Raw genomic sequence first — 19,688 nt, 5'->3', positions numbered from 1 at the left:
ATTTCTGCAGCCTTAGGGCCGCCGGGCAGTGAATGACCTGCATCTTTTGGGGCATGCTAACGATTGATTAATCAATCTGTACAAACAAACTGTGCAGGAATCTGAACAAGATCAGGAGATGCCCGATGCAGACCGTTTGGCTGATGCTCAGTTACTTTTTCCTCCTCATCCTTTTTTTTATTTTTATATTGCTCAGACTGGACACCTGGTCCGCGATCATGATCTATTGCTTAATTTTTTGGGTCACCCTTGTCCCCCTGACTGTCATTTTTTTAGAAGAAAAGAACGATGAGCTGAACGAAATAAAAGAGAATGAGAAAAAATTGAGCGAACACAATCCGAAATGAGAGGCCTCCCCGTTATGTTCTGGAAAAAGAAAAGGCTGAAAGAAGCCGCTCAACATGTCGAGCCGAAAACCATTGTGGATTTATATAATCAGATAAAAGATAATGTGGATTTTATCCAGTTCGAGCACTGTGGAAATCATTTCAGCTGCTGGATCTCCTTTTTTAAAACATTGGTCGATGTCGACTATGTGCACCGGGATGTCCTTTCCTTCCTGTATGAACAGGATGTCGACAGCCTCAATGACATTCAAAAACGGCTTCCTATCGAAAAGATACTTAAAACAACGGATTTGTCGACGATTCAGTATCGGTTGCTTAAGGGATACATCATTATTCAAAAAAACAAATCGGACGCCGAATGCCTGATTATACCGATGACTAACGTTGAGGGACGCCAGATCGGCGAACCGAAAACAGAAACAAGTGTGATGGGGCCAAAGGAATCGTTTGTCGAATCGATCGACACAAATATTAATTTAATGAGAAAACGCCTCCCCATCCCCCAATTCCGTGTTGAAGAAGTCCGGATCGGCAAAATCAGCAAGACACGTGTCTGCACAATGTATATCAGGGGGATCGCGAATGACGAAAATGTCCATACAGTCAGACAAAGACTGCAGGATCTGGAAGTCTCCGATCTGACCGACACGATCTTGCTGGCACAACTGATCGGAGATAACAGTCAATCTCCCTTTCCGCAATTTATTGATTCCGAGCGTCCTGATCGCACGGCGACCGCTATTTATGAAGGGCAAATCGCTGTTTTTATCGACGGATCGCCGAACGCGATCATTTTACCGTCGAGCATTACTAAATTTTTTTCATCGATTGATGACTACTTTCTGCCCTGGTATCTGGCAACCGCTTACCGTGTTTTAAGAGTCGCGGCCGTCAGTCTGTCCACTTTATCATCATCGATTTATGTCGCGCTTCTTACTTACCATTATCAGCTCATCCCGGAAAATTTACTCGGTCCCCTGATCGCTTCGCGAAGCCTCGTTCCGTTTGACCCGGCCACTGAAGCATTGATCTTAGAGGTTATGATTGAGCTGCTTCGCGAAGCGGGCGCCCGCCTGCCGACAAAAGTCGGGCAGACAATGAGTATAGTCGGCGGTATTGTCATCGGCACGGCCTCCGTTCAGGCGGGCATGACCAGTAATGTCCTGCTGATCATCGTTTCCATATCGGCGCTGGGTTCCTTTATTATACCCAACTACCGGATGGCGACAGCGATCCGCTTTCTCCGCTTCCCTTTCATTCTCAGTGCCCAATTACTGGGCCTGCTTGGAATTGCATTTTGCCTGACTTTTCTTACCGCCCATTTGCTGAAGCTGACCTCGCTTGGCCGTCCCTTTTTAGAACCCTATTATCCCTTAAGAGTGACCGACCTGAAGGATACGATTTTCAGAGCACCCAATAAATATCAGACCACTCGCCCCTTGTTCCTTCGCCCGGGTGACGCGGCAAAAAGAAATCAGAACAGAAGCGCGGAAAAGCGTGGAAAGCCTTCCCGGGATATTGATGAATCATAGGGCTTTCTGTTAAAAAAGGAGGGGCCAGCCCTTGTTGCAGGATAAAATTAACGAGACAAATCAGCTTCCCCCCAACAGTGCATTTTTCATCCCCTATTCGATGCAGATGGGGGTCGGGCTGCTCGCCTTTTTGCGGACCATTCCGGCCGAAGCGGGCCGCGATGCCTGGGTCACAGTGATATTATCGGGATTCATAACACTTGCAATCATGGCAATCATTTTCCGTCTGCTCGAAACGGAGCGGAAATTCGGGAGGCCTGACCTCTTCTCCATTCATCAGCGCCTTTTCGGCAAATGGATCGGCGGCCTGCTTAACTTCCTGGCTCTCGTTTATATAGCCATTCACGGGGTGGCTTTTTTGCGGACCTACTTCCAGGTCATCAATGTATGGATCTTTCCGCAATTGCCCGTCTGGGAATTTTCCATTCTTTTTTGTCTGTTATTGTGGTACATCGTGCTCGGAGGCATCCGAGTCATCGGCGGCATTTGCTTTATGAGTTTCATTATATTAGTCATTATGATGCCCACCAATGCCTTCGCCGTGCAATATGCCCACTTTTCCAATTTATTGCCCCTTTTCGAAACATCACCGTTTATGGTTTTGAAATCTTTCATTACCGCTGCCCAAAGTTTCGGCGGCTTCGAAATGATTCTGTTTTTTTATCCGTTCATTAAAAAGCCGGAAGCAGCCAGAAAGTGGGGATATTTTGCTTTGCTGACATCTACCTATACTTACCTGACCATCATGCTTTTAAGCCTCTTATACTTCAATCAGCCGGAGTTGCAGAAACTCCTCTGGCCCATTACGACTTATTGGAAAAGAATTAATTTTCCTCTGTTTTCACACTTCGATATCATCGGCATTTTTTCTATATTCTGGATCCTGCTGCCGAGTATTGCCTTTTCAGTCTGGGCTATTTCAAGAGGGATCAAGCATCTTTTTCCAGTAAAACAAAAAATTGCGTTAATCTTTGTTTTGATCATCTTCGTCGTTCTCTGCCAGATCCCGAAGAACGGCGGAGATTTGATCCTGCTGAATCAACTTTATACGCAGGCGGCATTCTATTTTATGTATGCCTATATTCCGTGTCTTTTCCTCATTCAATGGATCAGCGGCAAAGTGAGGCAGAAAAGCTCTTGAAAAAAAAACTGATTGCCACAATAATGGTGCTCGTTTTCCTAAGCGGGTGCCTCCCCACCAGCATCATTGACAGGATTCTCATCATCGAAGCGGAAAGTTATGATTACATCGGTCAGAATAAAGTATACGGCACCGTTGTTTTTCAGAATAACTTATCGAACGGCGGCACAAGCGGAGGAGGTACTCCGCCGATGACGACGACCATGCGCTCCGTGTCGGGTATGACTTATGACGGCAAATCCCTGGTTGACAGATTCCAGCAGGCAAGTCAGCGTCCGGCAAGGGTCGGGAAACTCAGAATTATGCTGTGTGATAGGAAAATGGCGGAACACGGGCTTGAAAAAACGCTCGAGAACCGTTTGCGCGATGCCGATACGGGAGGCGATATGTATCTGGCCGTTACAGACGGGGACGCGAATCAAATGCTGACCGGCAGTTATCAGACACAATTGCCCATTTCCGATTATTTAACGAATCTGATCGATCAGAGTGAAGAGCAGAATTATCCATCCAGTTCCTTGCACAGTATTTTATACAGCTATTTCGGATCGTATATGGATCCGTTTATGCCGATGATTAAGAAAAGAGGAAAACATCTTGAGATGGACGGCATCGCTTTATTCAAGAAAGGAAAAATGGCAATGTCTGTTCCCGAAGATGACGCGTATATTTTTAAAATGCTGTATGAACCGTTTAATCAAGGTTTCTTTGACTACCAGTACTCATCGAATCAGCATATCGCGCTTCGGAATATCGGTACCGGACATCAATACTCTGTCAAAAAAGGCAACAGCTTCCGGCCCGAAATTTATGCGACTGTCCAGATCCAGGCGCAGGTCAGACAGGTAGCTCCCGGCCTGCTCAAGGAAGGACCGAATAAGGCCCTTGAGCATAAAATTGAACAGGATCTTGAAAAAAGGGCATGCGCCATGGTGAGACGATTTCAGGAAAAAGGAATCGATCCGTTGGGACTAGGCGATCTGACCAGAAGTTATACACGCTATTTTCACGGGAAATCATGGCCGGACCGCTACAAAAACGCGCAGTTTCATTGTCACGTCTCCCTGACCATCACCCAGAACGGCATTTCCATGTAAGAAGTATCACGGAAATAGCCGGTTTAAAGGAACGAATACCAGCCTTTTTAGAAGCAGGAAATGAAGGCATTGCCATCATATCGCCATCTATTATTCATAATAATTTCATACAGCAGTCTTTCTATACCTATACCCCTATATGTATAATAGATTTGTAAGGGAAATTGATCATACGGGAGGAATTGATTATGACTCAGGAACAACAGAAACCATCTTTAGCGATTATTTTAATGTCAGAAGATCTTGAAAAGCTGCATGCCGGCTCGCTGGTCGGTTCCGTCGCTTCCATGTCGGGGATGAAAGTCAGCTTTTTTATAACGATGAATGCTTTGAAAGCGTTTAAAAAAGAGACAGTGGACAAACAGGATTTTAAAACAGGCACAGTAGGCACAGAAATGCTATCAAAGAAAATACCTTTATTCAACGAACTCATCCAAAACGGGAAAGAATTAGGCGACATGTCTGTTTACGGCTGCGCAATGGCCATGGATTTAATGGGATGGAAGAAAGAAGATATGATCGATGTATTTGATGACGTGATCGGTGTCAACAAATTTCTGGGAATGACTCAGAATGCACAGGTTATTACAATGTAAACAGATTTTTTAAGCCGGATAAGCAAGAAACGTTTCAGGGAGGAAGGAATTTGATTATGGTTAAAGTTACGAAACAAATCGATGCAAGAGGATCTTTTTGTCCCGGCCCGTTAATGGAGCTGATCAAGGGAATCAAAAAAGCGTCTGTCGGTGATGTGATTGAGGTTATTTCGACAGACAGCGGATCTAAAGTTGACATTCCTGAGTGGGTGAAAAAAATGGGTCACGAGATTGCGAACGAAAGAGAAGACGGAGAGGATTACTATATAGCCGTTCGTAAAATGAGATAATTGGCCAAATCCGGGGAGGAATTTTTGTGACAAAAAGAATTATTGTTCTTGGCGGGGGGGCGGGCGGCACAATGGCCGCCAATCGGCTTGCCCGTCAGCTTGGGGATGAGATTAAAGCAAAAAAAGCAGAAGTTGTTTTAATCTCGAATACGGATCAGCACATTTACCAACCGGGCTTTATGTATATAGCCCTTGGTGAAAAAGAGCCCGAGCATTTTATCCGCAGAGAAAACAGCATCGTTCATCGCAATGTTGTACTGATCACCGATCGTATCGAAAAAATCGATGTGAAAAAGAAGGTACTGAAATCCAGGCAAAATCATTATCCCTATGATTATTTAGTCATTTCAACTGGATCACGTCCTGATTTTAACAGCCTTCCGGGATTGGCAGAGGGAGCCAGCAATTTCTATACATTGGATGGTGCGATCAAATTACGTGACCAGCTGGCAAATATAGAAAAAGGACGAATTCTGATAACTGTCGATGTGCCCCATAAATGTCCTGTCGCGCCGTTGGAGCTTGTTTTAATGCTCGATGAGTATTTCAGGAAACGAGGTATCCGGGACAAGATCGAATTAAAATATACCTATCCGATAAACCGATTACATTCCCTGGAACCTGTGTCCAGATGGGCCGAGCCCGAATTTGAAAAACGCCATATCCTGTCCGAAACCTTTTTCAATCTTGAAAAAGTCGACCCTAAAGAAAAAGTCGCAATAACTATGGATGGAGAAGAACATCCGTATGATATTCTGATTTCGGTCCCCGCTCATACGGGCGCACAAGTGATTATCGACTCCGGCTTAGGCGACGAAGACGGTTTTATCCCTACAGATCGTCATACATTGAAAATGGAAAATTCCGATTGTGTGTATGTCATTGGTGACGCAACCAATCTTCCGATCAGCAAAGCCGGTTCAACGGCACACTATGAGACGGAGACAGTTGTTCCGAACCTTATGAATCGGATTAAAGGCCGTCCCGAGACAGCTGTCTATGATGGAAAAGTAGCCTGTTTCCTGGAAAACAGCCTGCACGACGCAAGTATGATTGCATTTGATTATAAGAATCCCCCCAAACCGGCTGCCGCCTCTGAATTTATCCATTGGTTTAAGGCTGTATATAATGAGTTATACTGGCTCAATGCCAGAGGAATTCTATAAAGGAGATGACTTTCGATGGAGAGCGTATCTGAAAGGGAATCTAATGAAACCACGGAAAAAATTCAGGATTTGATTAATGGTGCAATGCAGTCGGTCAGCACACCAATGATCGAGGATACGGCGGCGAAAGTCGTCCGGATGATCGAACTCGCGGACGACGTTGCCCAGCCCAAGACAGTTGATCTGATGAAGAAACTGCCCGAGTTGAGCGAAAGTCTGGAAAAGATACTGGACAAAGCAAAACGCCTTGAACAAAGCGGAGCTCTGGATACTTTGTTCCAGCTCAGCGAAATGATCAACGCTATGAAAAAATCAGTAACCGGTCCAATGATCACCGGAGCTGCCGAAAAAATCATCAGGGGCGTAGAGACAGCAGACGATCTGGCGCAAGAAATTCCATTCGATGGAATGATCGCCGCACTGGATACTGCCAAAAAAAGTCGGACAGGCCAAAAACCAATGAGTCTTTTTAAAATCATACGTGCATTATCCGATCCTAATATAAGGCAAGATCTAAGCTTTCTTCTTGCCTTTTTGGAAGAACTCCCGAAAAGTGCGTGACGATCCGGAAAGAAAGAATTCACGCTTCTCGCCAGGTTTTCTTCCCAGGTCAAATGAATAACAGAAAACAATGGACTAGCTTTCATCCGCCGATTCCCGGCAGGTACCTTCGAAGTTCTCTGTGCAAATTCAGAGACTGCATCTTTCAGTTCTTCCCTATAGATAGCGGACAGCCAGTTCAAAGGGAAAAGGTAGCGAACGACCGGCAATTTGCTAAAAGCTCAAGAACCGGAGAGAAATTTGTAAAAAACTTCTCTCCGGTTCTTCTTTGTGGGAAAATAGCTTTTCCACGGGCAAAATCTCTTTCGGCTTTCTTCATCAGATTATCGGCCAGCGTCAGCAAGCCGAATTTGTGGAACTTTATCCGGCTTCACGGGCAGCAAAAATCTATATTCTGTCTCCAGATGGCCAAAGGAACGGTTCCCCTTCTGGTCTTACGGCCATCCAAATAAGCCTAAATACCAGCAATCGTTGTGAAAGCAATATCCTGACAAAAAAAGTTCTTCACTGGCGACTTCTCAGTAAAGAACTTTTTCATATGGCTGTTGATTAATTGGTTAAAATCATTTTATTCATGAACGGATGGTGCCAGTCCGGATCTGATTTTTTCCTCCTGACCGGCCAGACGCGCGTAATTGAAAAATCTTCTTTCCGCGTCCTTTCTCGTTTTGGCAAAAAGCCGGTCGGCCACGTCTGAATTAACTTGTTTTAAAGCTGAGAAACGGGTCTGCGTCATCATAAAATCAATCATCTGATCGAAAGCAGGTCTTTTAAAGTCAAGCTGCATGGGCGTTTTTCCTTCGTCGGCCAGCTCCGGGTTGTAACGGTAAAGCGACCAATAACCCGTCTTGACAGCCGCGGCAGCTTCTTTCAACGCGTTCGTCAGGCCGCCCTTCAGTCCGTGAGAGATACAGGGGGTATAGGCGATCACAACGGAAGGTCCGTGAAATTTTTCAGCCTCGGTCAGCGCCCTGATTGTCTGCTTCATGTTGGCGCCGGACGCGATCTGGGCCACATAAATATTGCCGTAATTTATCGCCATCATACCCAAGTCTTTCTTGGCCGTCCGCTTCCCGCCGGCAGCGAATTGAGCAATAGCGGCAGCCGGCGTGGCTTTAGAAGACTGACCGCCGGTATTGGCATAAACCTCATTGTCCATCACAAGGATGTTGACATCTTCGCCGCTGGCAAGGACGTGATCGAGACCGCCGAAATCAATATCATAGGCCCAGCCGTCGCCGCCAATCATCCATTGGCTGGTTTTGATGAAAAGATCTTTGTCCTGATAGATCTCTTCTAACAGAGGGACCTGTTCTTTTTCGCGCACCAAATCATGCGCCAGCTGCTCGGCACGTTCACGGGTCCCTTCCCCGTCATTCATATGCTCTAACCATGCTTGCATTGTTTCATTCAAGGCCGTGCCGACCTCGCCGCTTTTCAATGCTTCGCGAATGCGTCCGGCCAGACGCTCACGGCGTGTTCTTAGCGCCAGCTGCATACCGAAACCGAATTCGGCATTATCTTCAAATAAAGAATTGGACCAGGCCGGACCTTGGCCCCTGCTATTTTTAGTATAAGGAGATGCAGGACTCGAAGCGCCCCAAATCGAAGAACAGCCCGTCGCATTGGCAATCATCATCCGGTCTCCGAAAAGTTGTGTCAGCAGTCTGATATAAGGCGTTTCGCCGCAGCCGGAGCAGGCTCCCGAGAATTCAAGCAGCGGCTTTTCAAACTGCGATCCCTGAATGCTTTCTTTTTTTGCCGGATTGGCCTTCGGTTTCAACGTCATGGCAAAGGCCCAATTCGCCGTCTGTTTTTTCTGCGTCTGCACCGGCTGCATCGATAAAGCCTTGCCCGATCGCGGACAAGCCTGAACGCACAGGCCGCATCCTGTACAATCTTCAACGGAAACCTGGAGACGGTAATTCAGACCGTCCGCACCGCGCATCGTACGGACAAGAAAACCTTCAGGCGCCCCCTTCATTTCATCATCATCCGCTAAAAACGGACGGATGGCGGCATGGGGACAAACGAACGCACAGAAATTGCAAGATGTACAATTTTCGGCATTCCACTCCGGCACTTCAACGGCAATATTTCTTTTTTCATAGGCCGATGTGCCGGACGGCAGGGAACCGTCGGCCATGTTTTCCTTCAGCAGGGTACCGACCTTAATACGGTTTCCCTCTTGACGGTTCATCGGTTCCAGTATATTCATAATGAAGCTCGGACGAGTGCCGGCGGCAACGGTTTCTTTCCTCTCGCTTTTTTCCGCATCGGCCCAGGAATCAGGTACGTTCACTTCATGCAGTAATGTCACCGTCTCGTTAATCGCATCGACATTAAGCTGAGCAACGGCCATCGACTTGCGGCCATAAGTTTTCACAGCGGACTGACGCAGCAATTCGATCGCCTGATCAAACGGAATAATATCGGTCAATTTGAAAAAGGCCGTTTGCATGATCGTATTAATGCGCCGGCCCAAGCCAATGCGTCCGGCTAACGACATCGCATTAATTGTATAAAAACGGATCTTGTTTTCAGCTAAATAAGTTTTCATTTCCGCCGGTAAATGGGCGTCCAGCCGGTCATCATCCCAAATCGTGTTCAGCAGAAACGTACCGCCCGGTTTCAAACCCTGCAGCAAATCATAAGAACGCAGGTAAGCCGACGTATGGCAGGCAACAAAATCGGCATGTTGAATCAAATAAGTCGAACGGATCGGCCTTTTGCCGAAACGCAAGTGGGAAACGGTTAAGCCGCCCGATTTCTTCGAGTCATAGGAAAAATACCCCTGAGCATATAAGTCTGTGTGATTGCCGATTAATTTAATCGCTGCCTTGTTTGCACCGACGGTTCCATCCGAACCGAAGCCCCAGAATTTGGCCTGAAAAGTCCCCGCCGGTGTCAGATCCATGTCGGGCAGTTTGGGCAGCGACAAGTGCGTGACATCATCGTCAATCCCTATCGTAAAACGCTTTTTCAGTTTTTTCTGCTCAAGGTGCGCATAAATGCTTAAGATGTCCGACGGTACGATATCCTTTGATCCTAAACCATAGCGCCCGCCGATAATCTCGGGCCGAAGAGCACTTTCATAGAGAGCACTTTGAACATCCAGAAGCAGCGGCTCACCGGTTGCTCCCGGTTCCTTTGTCCGATCCAGAACAGCCACCCTTTTTACGGTCTTCGGAAGCTTTTCCAGAAAAATTTCTGTCGGGAAAGGACGGTACAAATGAATATTGAGCAGTCCGACCTTCTCTCCTTTTTCACGAAGATAATCAATCGTTTGTTCAATGACCGGCGTTACAGAGCCCATGGCAACGACAACACGCGTCGCATCCGGAGAGCCGTAGTAATTGACCAGATCATAGTCTGTTCCGCGCAATTGATTAATTTCATTCATATAATGTTTTACAATTCCGGGAATTTTATCATAATAACTGTTAACGGCTTCCCGCTGCTGGAAAAAGATATCGGGATTCTGACTGGAGCCCGTTGCCACCGGATGATTCGGACTCATCCCTCTTTTTCGAAAAGCGTTCACCGCATCTTTATTCAGGAGTTTCTTTAAATCGCTGTAATCAATCACATCAATCTTTTGAATTTCATGGCTGGTTCGGAACCCGTCGAAGAAATTCACAAAAGGTACGGAAGCTTCAAGAGCTGCCAGATAGACAACAGCCGATAGATCCATGACTTCCTGGACACTGCTTTCCGCAACCATGGCGAAGCCGGTCTGGCGTGTGGCCATCACATCCGAATGATCGCCGAAAATGCATAAAGCATTCGCGGAAACGGCGCGGGCCGCAACATTAAAAACAGCCGGCAGCAGCTCGCCCGCTATTTTATACATGTCCGGGATCATCAATAACAATCCCTGTGAGGACGTATAAGTTGAAGTCAATGTCCCCGTTTTCAAAGAACCGTGCACGGCTCCCGCCGCACCGCCTTCAGACTGTAATTCGACGACTTTCACCGGGCTGCCGAAAAGATTTTCGCGGCCGGCCGCCGACCACTCGTCAACGAGTTCAGCCATAGGCGAACTCGGAGTAATCGGATAAATGGCGGCAACTTCAGTGAATGCGTAAGAAATATGGGCCGCTGCCGTATTACCATCCATCGTTGTTTTTACTTTCATTGTTTACGCACCCCTTACCCAATCGTTATAGTCATGGTCCGTCCCTCTCGCGGATAGACTCCTTTGAAAGACGGACTGTTTGCATGAAAATGACAGGACAATTTTCTAATCCTCCCGAGTCTGATGATCGTTATCTGTCCGGAACAGCTCGTTCCGGTGACCATCTCTATAAGAACAGCGCTTACATTCTATTAGTATATTATAACATGATATATTTCCGTAATCTATTTTTTAATTGAAATCATCCGCGCTTATGCACTAAAGGAGGCATTTGGGCGGACAGCGGATCTGAAGGATGATATTCCCGACGGGGTAAGGGAAATGAGGGCGTGAGAGGACAAATGAAAGAGAAGGTGCGAAAATTATTTTAAACTTTTCACAAAATCTTCAATCATTATTTTCAGAATGATCATCGGGATCCGATGAGTCTCATTTATCATAATGCATCGTTATGAACGACTTTTAACCAGCATTTGCACAGCTTCATCAATTAACTGTTCCGTCGATCCTTCACCGTTTTCAATTTGCCTGCGCAGGCATTCTTCAAGATTTTTCCCGACAATGAGGCCAAGCGCGCGGTCCATCGCCGTTCGTGCCGCCGTCATCTGCATGACAACATTCCGGCAGTCCGCCCCTTCATTCATCATCCGTAAAATTCCCTGAACCTGTCCGTCAATTCGCTTCAAACGATTTTTCATTTGCGGTGTATAGTCCATAAATAGGCTCCTTTCATACTTACGAGGGTATGTTAGCCGATTTTTTTAGGAACGTCAAGTAACGGATATGGAACACCATCGGTAAACTGTTCCGGGAGCCATCCATAATTAGTATCTCGATCGCTGCGGCATGGTCGTGAATGTCATGATCAGCATCCCGATCCTATCTTATCTGCCGGCTCGAATATTTTTATCGTAAACCCGTCCTGTAAGGAAGCCCTCAGTTTCAAAGAAGAACTGTTCTTCTTTCTCATACACAACGCTTCATTTTCTCTCCGCTTAATCAGCAGGATCCTGCCCCACAGTAGCGCCCATCACTTAAATGAAGCTTTCCGAATTAAAGTATGGTATTGAAAATCGATGAGAAAGTGTCCATCAATCATTATACCCCTGTCAGTATATCCGGTACAGGATCCAGCTTTGGAAAAGGGCGAATGGTCTGATAGCAGATACACGCAGCTCATTTTCGGAGGCCTGCGCCACCGTCATAACAGTAGAATCCAATTGAGAGCTGATGATCCCCGACCTGCAGCCCTGTCAGAATTATTAATCCCTCTCACGGGCTGAAGAAAGATTAATCCAAGGTTGTTTTGCTCATGATGCAATTTATGGATTCATTATACCCATGCGGGTATAATGAACATGAACAGACTAATAGAAATGGGGGAACTATATTGAAGAAATGGCTATTTATCATTGTATTTGCCGCTGTATTGCTTTTAGCGGGTATCTGGATTGGCCGGACGGACAGCAGTTATCCTTTCATGCGCTGGTTTTCACAAAATCCATGGGGTTATCGTATGGGAAATATGATGCAGGGGAACCGGCTTTATTTAAATGATCAGGTGACGTCCTCAGAGAACATCGGAAACCAAACAGCACGGTCTTTAAGACAGGCAAAAATAGATAGGGGAAAGAGTACAATCACATATTCCCATAATCAGGTGAACTTAATCATTCAAAGCGGCACCGGAAAAAATGACGGAAAATTTGTCATCGATAATATGGCGAATCCGACGATTTATATTCCTGAAAATGCCTTTGTTACTCTGCAGTTTGACAATCAGGATAAAGATGTCCCTCATGGATTTGAAGTCACTACAGCCGTTCCGCCCTATGACCAAATGGCAATGATGGATGGGGCGGCAGTCGGAAATTCGATAATACCCCCTCTTCCCGAAGCTCATAATCAGCAATATCCTGTCGGACAAACCGCGTTTCGGTTTAACCGGCCCGGACAGTATTATTATATCTGCCAGTATCCTGGCCACGCCGCCAAGGGAATGTACGGGAAAATGATCGTTGAATAAATAATACAATTGATTATTAAAAGGGGGCGACCTCGCTCACTCATGATCCGCCCGGTTTCCCCGGCCGTGCATCCGGCAAGCATAGAAAAGTTCTCTACTTCCTGAGAGCTCAAAGATTATCTTCCTAAGATGAGGAAACTCGTTTTTTAGAAATAGAATGTTTGGCAAACCATTCGATCTGCTATTAAAACAGGCTGTACAGACAAATGATCCGTATCCCGTCAAGTCGGCGGGATACGGATCCGCTTTGAGCAGTCTGTTTACCCTTGATGAATCACTACTGAAGGCCTCATCCGATGCCCGGTCTCTCCGTTTAAACCTTTAGCAAAACGGGATTGGCTTTCTAAAACAGGGCCGGCCATGCAGATACTTATGCCTGGACATATCTCATGACCCTGTCCGGATCATAGCCGACCACCCACTGGCCGTTAACCTGGGTTTGAGGCACGCCCAATTGTCCGGTTGCGGAAACGATTCTCTGCATTGCCGCCGGATCCAATTGAACGTTCACCTCTTTAAAGGGCAAACCTTGCTTGCTTAGAAAATTTTTCATCATATGGCAGTAGGGACAAGTACTTGTGGTATACACGGTGATCTCGTTCATGTGTCTGTATCTCCTTTAAAAAATTTTTTTATTTTTATGAGTATCTCTTTAACTCATTCTCCTGCTGTGCCATCAAATGATGATCGACTTTTCCTGACCGTCAATCTCTCGAAAGACGAAGGGCGTTTCCGCGATCCATAAACTTCCGCGACGGTCGGTAAACTCCTGGCGACGGTTGATAAACCGACGCCACGACCGATAAACTCTCTGCACCGACCGATAAATCGCCTGCAATGACCGATAAACTGCCTTTGTCGATCGATAAATCGCCTGTAATGACCGATAAGCCGAGGGCACCGGTCGATAAGCGGAGTGCCACACCGATAAACTCCCGGTGACAGTTGAACCGAGCGCCACGACCGATAAACTCTCTGCACCGACCGATAAATCGCTGCAATGACCGATAAACTGCCTTTGTCGACCGATAAATCGCCTGCAATGACCGATAAGCCGGGGGTACCGGTCGATAAGCGGAGTACCATCTTTCTAAATGATACACTCTTTTCTTTTACCAGGCGTTCATGCCGCCTTTAACATTTGTGATTTTTTCAAAACCGTTTCGTTTTAGAATTTTACTGGCTCTGGCACTTCTCATCCCGCTTTGGCAAATAACGACAATTTCCTTATCCTTTGAAAACTGATCCAGTTTCTGCGGCAATTGATTCAATGGAACATTCCTAAATTCACGAATATGGTTCCCCTTATATTCAGCAGGCGTTCTGACATCTATAAATTGTTTCCCTTTATTTTTTAATTCACGTCTCAGTTCTTCCGTCGTTATATTTCTTACACCTTTAATGGGCCCTGTACGTTTGAAGATAAGCCATACAATAATTAAGCCCAAAATAATAGAGATAACCCAGTCAGGCATTTCGACACCTCTTAAATTAAGCCGTCAAAGAAGCTTTTTACAGGCTGCTTTGAATACAGCGGACCAGCCGATTTTCAATATCGGCCGCAATATCTTTTAAATGATCATCCTCGGTCATCGTTATCAGAGCCGTCGGTTTCGGCATGCCTACCTTGACTTTTCCGCTTTTATCCGAATAGACGACAATCTTACAGGGCAGAAAATAACTGGCCAGCGGATTCCGGCTCAATACCCGATGGGCTTCTTTAGGGTTACAGACTTCCAGTATTCTGTATTGCGACCCAAGTTCGAAACCTTTTGCTGATAATTTCTCATTGACATTAAACACCCATTGTACGCCAAACTGCTCTTCTTTCAGTTTTTCAGTAACGGATTCGATGGTCTCCTTAAGTCCCTTTGAAGAATCCATTGTTATGTGGAACATGATTCTCCCCGCCTCGCTTATCATTTTAAATGGACATCATTAGAGCATAAACATCTGAGTTAATCATTTGTTTTTTTACAGAGAAATTATTTTTTTCAAAAAAGGATTTTAACTTCTCTGAAGGAATTCTGACACTTAAGGGCGGACCTTCATGCCCTTCTTTCGCTTCCCAGTCTAATATGAGAATCTTACAATCAGCTCTGGCAATTCTTTTCATTTCTCTCATCATGGCGTCCAAATCGGAAACTTCATGCATCACTAAAGAACTGAAAATTTTATCAACAGAGCCGTCAGGCAATGCGATTTGGACCAAATCGGACCTGATCGTCCGGATCGTGTGTACGTTTTCTCTTTTAGCATAATCCCTTAATCCTTCGAGCATCATCGGTTCAATGTCAATGGCATAAACCGTGGTCCCGGTTTTTTTAGCAATCGGAACTGTGAAAAAACCGTTGCCCGAACCCAAATCGGCGACCACATCCCCTTCCCGCAGTTCTAATAGCGCTAAAATTTTCTCCGGCGGGTACTTTTCTTTCCGGCGCGGATCTAATAATTGATCCGCTTTTTCCGGATGAAAACGGCGTCCGCAGCTCATGGAAAACCTCCTTTTTTGATCGAAGCCATTTATTGAAAAAACACGGCAATCGTGACGTGACGGAAACTTATGAAGGCAAAATAAGGCATCAGAAAGCCCGGCGCTTTCTCACATTTTTATTTCAATAGCCTGCCTGGTACCCGTCTCCTTCCGTATTTTCTGATGCCGCCCCGTATACGTATAACTGAAAATGAAAAGCGCTGGCTATCCCTCAACAGCTATTATACCCATATGGGTATACGAAATCCACAAAAATGACTGCCCGGAATGTTATGGCCGTCTCCTTCCCGAAGCCGGCCCAGCGGCAGTAAAACTCAGGCATTACTGTCACATGTACCGATCCGGGCAGCGACACAGCCTGATAAATGTTTGCATGGTTGAGGTCAGGTATTTGTCTTTATGGTAAATGGTTTTAAAATAACGATTGAAATGAAGGCCGTCAATTTTCTTAGCGCATAAAGTGCCGGAAGCGACTTCATTTTCTACAGAGAACTTTGAGACAACCGAAATGCCGAGGCCCGCAGCGACGGCCATTTTAATGGAATCGACATTATTGCATGTCCAGGAAGCATGCCAGGACAGATTTGCGTCAGACATCATTGCTTCAAACCTTTGGCGCGTTCCGCTCTCCTTCTCGCGAACAATGAATGGTTCGATCTCAAGCTCATGCGGAGAAACCGAAGGCATCGCGGCAAATCGATGGCGGGCGCCGCAGATGAGCAGCAGCTCATCCTTCATAAAAGATGATTTGACGATGTCCGGCGACGCGGTTTCTCCCTCGACAAGTGCCAGATCCAGCTGATCCCTCAGTATGAGCCTCTCAATTTTCGGGGTGTTGTCTTCAATCACTTCGATTGTGCTATCCGGATTCTTCTCTTTGAATTTCACAATCAGTTTCGGCAATATACAGGCACCGATCGTGACACTGGCGCCGATGCGGATGTAACTTCTCTTGCTGATGGAACGCATTTCTTTCTCTGCTTCGCTGTTCATTTGAATAATATGACGCGCATAGTACAAGAGATTGTCTCCGGCTTTTGTCAAATAAAGCTTCTTGGACAGCCTTTCAAAAAGCCTGACACCGAAATGCCTTTCAAGTTCGGATATCGCCTGGCTGACAGCTGGCTGCGACATGAAAAGCGATTCGGCGGCGGCAGTCATATTCAATTTTTCACAAACAGCAACGAAGATTTGCAGCAATCTGAATGTCATTTTATCCTCCATAACCGATTGCTTATGATAATAATAAAATAATAATATTTCCGTTATTAATAGGCAAGTCATAAACTTGTAAACGTTGGGGGACCATTCATGTCAATCCAACGGCCAGGATGACCGCCGGCAATGGTCAGGAAGTCATTGAAAAAAATTGCCAACGGAGATGATCTTTTGTCATTACTCGTCATCACCTTGATTCTCGTTGCCGTGTTCGCCGGAATGTTCGGATCCATTTTGGGACTTGGCGGCGGAACCATTATCACCCCGATTCTGACCCTGCTGCTCGGCATTGATATCAACCATGCGATCGGCGCCAGTCTGATCGCCGTGATTGCCACATCAAGCGGAGCGGCGATCGCCTATATTAAAGACGGGATTACCAACCTGCGGATCGGCATGTTTCTGGAAATTGCGACAACGATCGGCGCGATTTCCGGAGCTTTTATCGGCGGATTGATCCCGTCCAGCTTTTTGTATATCATTTTCGGGCTCTTCCTGCTCTATTCGGCACTGGCTATGCTGCAGAAGAAGAAACCGGCAAAGCCGAAAGCGAATGCCCAGAAAACAATCGCAGATAAATTCAAGTTGAACGGCAGTTATTTCGATCAGCGGTTCGGACGGGAAGTTGCCTATCATGCGGCCCATGTCCCCGCCGGATTCGGCGTAATGTACGGGGCGGGCGTTGCTTCCGGATTGCTCGGAATCGGCAGCGGCAGTTTCAAGGTCATGGCGATGGATTTGTTCATGAAGCTTCCTTTAAAAGTTTCCAGTGCGACGAGCAATTTTATGATGGGCGTCACCGCGGCGGCAAGCGCGGGCGTTTATCTAATGAGAGGCGATATCGATCCGGGAATCTCGGGACCGATTGCGATCGGTGTGCTGGCAGGTGCGGTCGTCGGTACGAAGCTCATGCAAAAAATGAAAAGCAAGACGATCCGGATTATTTTTGTCCCGGTCATTGCTTATATTGCCATTCAAATGATCCTTGAAGGATTGGGGTGGAAATGGTGAATCGTCCCCGGATGCAGGAACAAGAGAAAAAGACAGATATTGTGGAAATAATGATCGGCCGGACGCTAAGAATCGGCATAACGTTCAGCAGTGTGCTGATTATCTGCGGATTGCTGCTGTTTTTTGTTACAGGCGATACAGGATATGCGAAAAATGACTACCCGACACATGTTCAAGATATTCTGCTTGGTTTTATCTCGTTCAGGCCTTACGGTGTTACGCTGACCGGGCTGCTGCTCCTGATGCTCACGCCGGTTTTTCGTGTGGGCGTTTCCATTATTGCCTTTCTGCTTAAAAAAGATTACCTTTATACCTTGATTACGCTCATTGTCTTCTCAATCCTGATCATCAGTTTTACGATTGGCAAAGCGGGGTAACCGCTGCTCCTTAGGCTTAGGTCTCTTTAAGATAAACAGAACGAATTGAAAATGAACATCGCAAACGGAGGAATCGTATCATGAATCTATCTATTCAGCCGCTGAACCGGGTCGCTGTCGGACTCGGTCCGATCCACATTTACTGGTATGGGATCATTATTGCCTGCGGCGCCCTGCTGGGGCTTTTACTGGCCATGAAAGAGGGACGGAAACGCGGATTGCCAAAGGACCTGTTTGTGGATCTGATTCTTTTTGCGGCGCCGATTGCAATTCTATGCGCCCGAATCTATTATGTCGCTTTTGAATGGAACTATTACTCAGGACATCCTTCTGAAATCATTGCCGTTTGGGATGGCGGCATTGCCATCCACGGTGCGCTCATCGGGGCGGTCGCCACAGCACTTGTCTTCTGCAAAGTACGCCGTGTGCCGTTCTGGAAAGTGGCGGATATTGCGGCACCCAGTGTGATACTGGGCCAGGCAATCGGACGATGGGGCAATTTTATGAATCAGGAAGCCCACGGCGGCCCGACCACACGACTTTTTCTTGAAAATCTTCATCTGCCGAATTTTATAATCAATCAAATGTACATAAACGGAACTTATTACGTTCCGACTTTTCTCTATGAATCCGTCTGGGATTTTCTCGGCTTCATTCTCTTAATCATACTAAGAAGAGCCAACCTTGGACGCGGAGAACTTTTTTTAACTTATCTTATCTGGTATTCAGTCGGCCGCTTTTATATTGAAGGGCTGCGCACCGACAGTCTGATGCTGACCGGCAGCCTGCGGATCGCACAAGTCGTTTCTATTCTGCTGATCGTTTTATGCATAATATTGATCGTTTACAGGCGAATAAGAAACGATGCAAAAGTTCGCTATTTTGACTGACTATCTGTTTTTCGAACTGATTTCAAATCATAGAGTGCCTGGTCCAGACTTTATATGCTTCTAGAATTCTAGTCCTGTCTTCCGGCAGTCCTGTTTTTTCCCCGGCGCTGATTATTTTGTCTGTTTATCTGTTTTGTTTATAAAGAAACTGCTTCACCCTGTTATAGGAATCTTCCTCGCCGATAACAAACAAAGTATCCCCTTTTTTAAATATGTTGTAAGGATCCGGAGACAGCATTAATTTGCCATTCCTTTTTATACCCACTATGATGGCATTTGTATTTTTCCGGAAATTGCTTTCGGATATCGTTTTTCCAACAATATCAAAATCTTCATATATTTTAAATTCAAACGGCATAAACGGGCTGGTATTAGCAAATCTGTCCGAATAATCGACAATCTCATTAATTTTGGTCTCAATTTTTTTGTCCAATAATGTTTTTTCATCCAGTAGATCTAAAATTTCACTCTTGGATGAATTAATAACATCTATATTCTTAAACTTATTTATAAATTTTAAACAGTTATCCACGGATTTAATAATGATGCCGCTGCCCTTGACGACTTCTACGATACCCATCTCATTTAAAAGCATAACGGCCTTTCTCACGGTTTCAGGTGAAACTTTATAAAGACTTGAAAGAGACGACCTCCCGTGCAGCTTATCACCGACCGAAAAATCACCGTTTAATATTCTATTGGCGATATCAATGGCTATCTTCTGATAGACAGATTTCATTGTGTATTGTGCTGACATGTTAAATTTACTTCAGGAGTTGCCTGAAGAAAATACCCCTCCGCTTT

20 protein-coding genes and 1 pseudogene are annotated in these 19,688 nt (G+C 45.8%); 12 read left to right on the top strand and 9 right to left on the bottom strand.

Annotated elements, in window-relative coordinates:
- The first annotated feature begins 125 nt into the window (after window positions 1–125).
- The 8 genes from Q6A92_RS00230 (at window position 126) to Q6A92_RS00195 (ending at window position 6,730) form a co-directional block, all read left to right on the top strand.
- Window positions 126–347, top strand: coding sequence for a hypothetical protein (locus tag Q6A92_RS00230; protein WP_274401583.1), 222 nt, complete (start codon window positions 126–128; stop codon window positions 345–347).
- Between the two features lie 14 nt (window positions 348–361).
- Window positions 362–1,879, top strand: coding sequence for a spore germination protein (locus Q6A92_RS00225; RefSeq protein ID WP_332236646.1), 1,518 nt, complete (start codon window positions 362–364; stop codon window positions 1,877–1,879).
- 31 nt (window positions 1,880–1,910) lie between these two features.
- The gene (locus Q6A92_RS00220) at window positions 1,911–3,020 is read left to right on the top strand and encodes a GerAB/ArcD/ProY family transporter (protein WP_332236645.1); all 1,110 of its coding nucleotides are present in this window, start codon (window positions 1,911–1,913) and stop codon (window positions 3,018–3,020) included.
- A complete protein-coding gene (locus Q6A92_RS00215) occupies window positions 3,017–4,117 on the top strand; it encodes a Ger(x)C family spore germination protein (RefSeq protein WP_332236644.1) in 1,101 nt (366 codons plus the stop codon). The genes Q6A92_RS00220 and Q6A92_RS00215 overlap by 4 nt, the downstream gene beginning before the upstream one ends.
- A gap of 188 nt (window positions 4,118–4,305) precedes the next feature.
- Window positions 4,306–4,713: a DsrE/DsrF/DrsH-like family protein gene (locus tag Q6A92_RS00210; RefSeq protein WP_332236643.1), complete on the top strand. Its 408-nt coding sequence runs from the start codon at window positions 4,306–4,308 to the stop codon at window positions 4,711–4,713.
- Window positions 4,714–4,769: 56 nt separating this feature from the next.
- Window positions 4,770–5,003 (top strand): sulfurtransferase TusA family protein, encoded by a 234-nt coding sequence (locus tag Q6A92_RS00205; RefSeq protein WP_274401578.1) that lies wholly within the window; start codon window positions 4,770–4,772, stop codon window positions 5,001–5,003.
- A 26-nt stretch (window positions 5,004–5,029) separates the two neighbouring features.
- A complete protein-coding gene (locus tag Q6A92_RS00200) occupies window positions 5,030–6,169 on the top strand; it encodes an NAD(P)/FAD-dependent oxidoreductase (protein WP_332236642.1) in 1,140 nt (379 codons plus the stop codon).
- A gap of 15 nt (window positions 6,170–6,184) precedes the next feature.
- Complete coding sequence (locus Q6A92_RS00195) at window positions 6,185–6,730, top strand: DUF1641 domain-containing protein (RefSeq protein WP_332236641.1); 546 nt, start codon at window positions 6,185–6,187, stop codon at window positions 6,728–6,730.
- A gap of 601 nt (window positions 6,731–7,331) precedes the next feature.
- On the opposite strand, the pseudogene nifJ reads toward Q6A92_RS00195, so the two are convergent.
- Together nifJ and Q6A92_RS00185 are read right to left on the bottom strand one after the other, a co-directional pair.
- Window positions 7,332–10,868: pseudogene (gene nifJ / locus Q6A92_RS00190) on the bottom strand (pyruvate:ferredoxin (flavodoxin) oxidoreductase); the annotation flags it as partial.
- 449 nt (window positions 10,869–11,317) lie between these two features.
- The gene (locus Q6A92_RS00185) at window positions 11,318–11,584 is read right to left on the bottom strand and encodes a metal-sensitive transcriptional regulator (RefSeq protein WP_274401575.1); all 267 of its coding nucleotides are present in this window, start codon (window positions 11,582–11,584) and stop codon (window positions 11,318–11,320) included.
- Between the two features lie 674 nt (window positions 11,585–12,258).
- Between Q6A92_RS00185 and Q6A92_RS00180 the strand changes: the two genes are divergently transcribed.
- On the top strand, window positions 12,259–12,894 hold the full coding sequence (locus Q6A92_RS00180) for a plastocyanin/azurin family copper-binding protein (protein WP_274401574.1): 636 nt from the start codon (window positions 12,259–12,261) through the stop codon (window positions 12,892–12,894).
- 370 nt (window positions 12,895–13,264) lie between these two features.
- On the opposite strand, the gene Q6A92_RS00175 is transcribed toward Q6A92_RS00180, so the two are convergent.
- From Q6A92_RS00175 to Q6A92_RS00150, 6 genes are all read right to left on the bottom strand, one after another.
- On the bottom strand, window positions 13,265–13,498 hold the full coding sequence (locus Q6A92_RS00175) for a glutaredoxin family protein (RefSeq protein WP_332236640.1): 234 nt from the start codon (window positions 13,496–13,498) through the stop codon (window positions 13,265–13,267).
- A gap of 100 nt (window positions 13,499–13,598) precedes the next feature.
- Window positions 13,599–13,817 carry a hypothetical protein gene (locus Q6A92_RS00170; RefSeq protein WP_332236639.1) on the bottom strand — a complete coding sequence of 73 codons (219 nt, stop codon included), beginning with the start codon at window positions 13,815–13,817 and terminating at the stop codon, window positions 13,599–13,601.
- Window positions 13,818–14,006: 189 nt separating this feature from the next.
- Window positions 14,007–14,369 (bottom strand): rhodanese-like domain-containing protein, encoded by a 363-nt coding sequence (locus tag Q6A92_RS00165; protein WP_274401571.1) that lies wholly within the window; start codon window positions 14,367–14,369, stop codon window positions 14,007–14,009.
- A 37-nt stretch (window positions 14,370–14,406) separates the two neighbouring features.
- Complete coding sequence (locus tag Q6A92_RS00160; RefSeq protein WP_274401570.1) at window positions 14,407–14,793, bottom strand: DUF302 domain-containing protein; 387 nt, start codon at window positions 14,791–14,793, stop codon at window positions 14,407–14,409.
- 25 nt (window positions 14,794–14,818) lie between these two features.
- Window positions 14,819–15,388, bottom strand: coding sequence for a class I SAM-dependent methyltransferase (locus Q6A92_RS00155; protein ID WP_332236638.1), 570 nt, complete (start codon window positions 15,386–15,388; stop codon window positions 14,819–14,821).
- A gap of 327 nt (window positions 15,389–15,715) precedes the next feature.
- Window positions 15,716–16,600 carry a LysR family transcriptional regulator gene (locus tag Q6A92_RS00150; protein ID WP_332236637.1) on the bottom strand — a complete coding sequence of 295 codons (885 nt, stop codon included), beginning with the start codon at window positions 16,598–16,600 and terminating at the stop codon, window positions 15,716–15,718.
- A 225-nt stretch (window positions 16,601–16,825) separates the two neighbouring features.
- Between Q6A92_RS00150 and Q6A92_RS00145 the strand changes: the two genes are divergently transcribed.
- The 3 genes from Q6A92_RS00145 (at window position 16,826) to lgt (ending at window position 18,884) form a co-directional block, all read left to right on the top strand.
- Entirely contained in the window at window positions 16,826–17,617 is a 792-nt protein-coding gene (locus tag Q6A92_RS00145) for a sulfite exporter TauE/SafE family protein (protein ID WP_443029667.1), read from the top strand.
- A complete protein-coding gene (locus Q6A92_RS00140; protein WP_274401643.1) occupies window positions 17,611–17,994 on the top strand; it encodes a DUF1634 domain-containing protein in 384 nt (127 codons plus the stop codon). Before Q6A92_RS00145 ends, Q6A92_RS00140 begins: the two co-directional genes overlap by 7 nt.
- A gap of 80 nt (window positions 17,995–18,074) precedes the next feature.
- A complete protein-coding gene (lgt, locus tag Q6A92_RS00135) occupies window positions 18,075–18,884 on the top strand; it encodes a prolipoprotein diacylglyceryl transferase (RefSeq protein WP_332236635.1) in 810 nt (269 codons plus the stop codon).
- A gap of 124 nt (window positions 18,885–19,008) precedes the next feature.
- On the opposite strand, the gene Q6A92_RS00130 is transcribed toward lgt, so the two are convergent.
- A complete protein-coding gene (locus Q6A92_RS00130) occupies window positions 19,009–19,641 on the bottom strand; it encodes a TrkA C-terminal domain-containing protein (protein ID WP_274401565.1) in 633 nt (210 codons plus the stop codon).
- Window positions 19,642–19,688 lie beyond the last annotated feature (47 nt).

This window comes from Sporolactobacillus sp. KGMB 08714, assembly GCF_036598985.1.
Classification (GTDB): Bacteria; Bacillota; Bacilli; order Bacillales; family Sporolactobacillaceae; genus Sporolactobacillus.
This window is presented reverse-complemented; position numbering and strand designations above follow the sequence as displayed.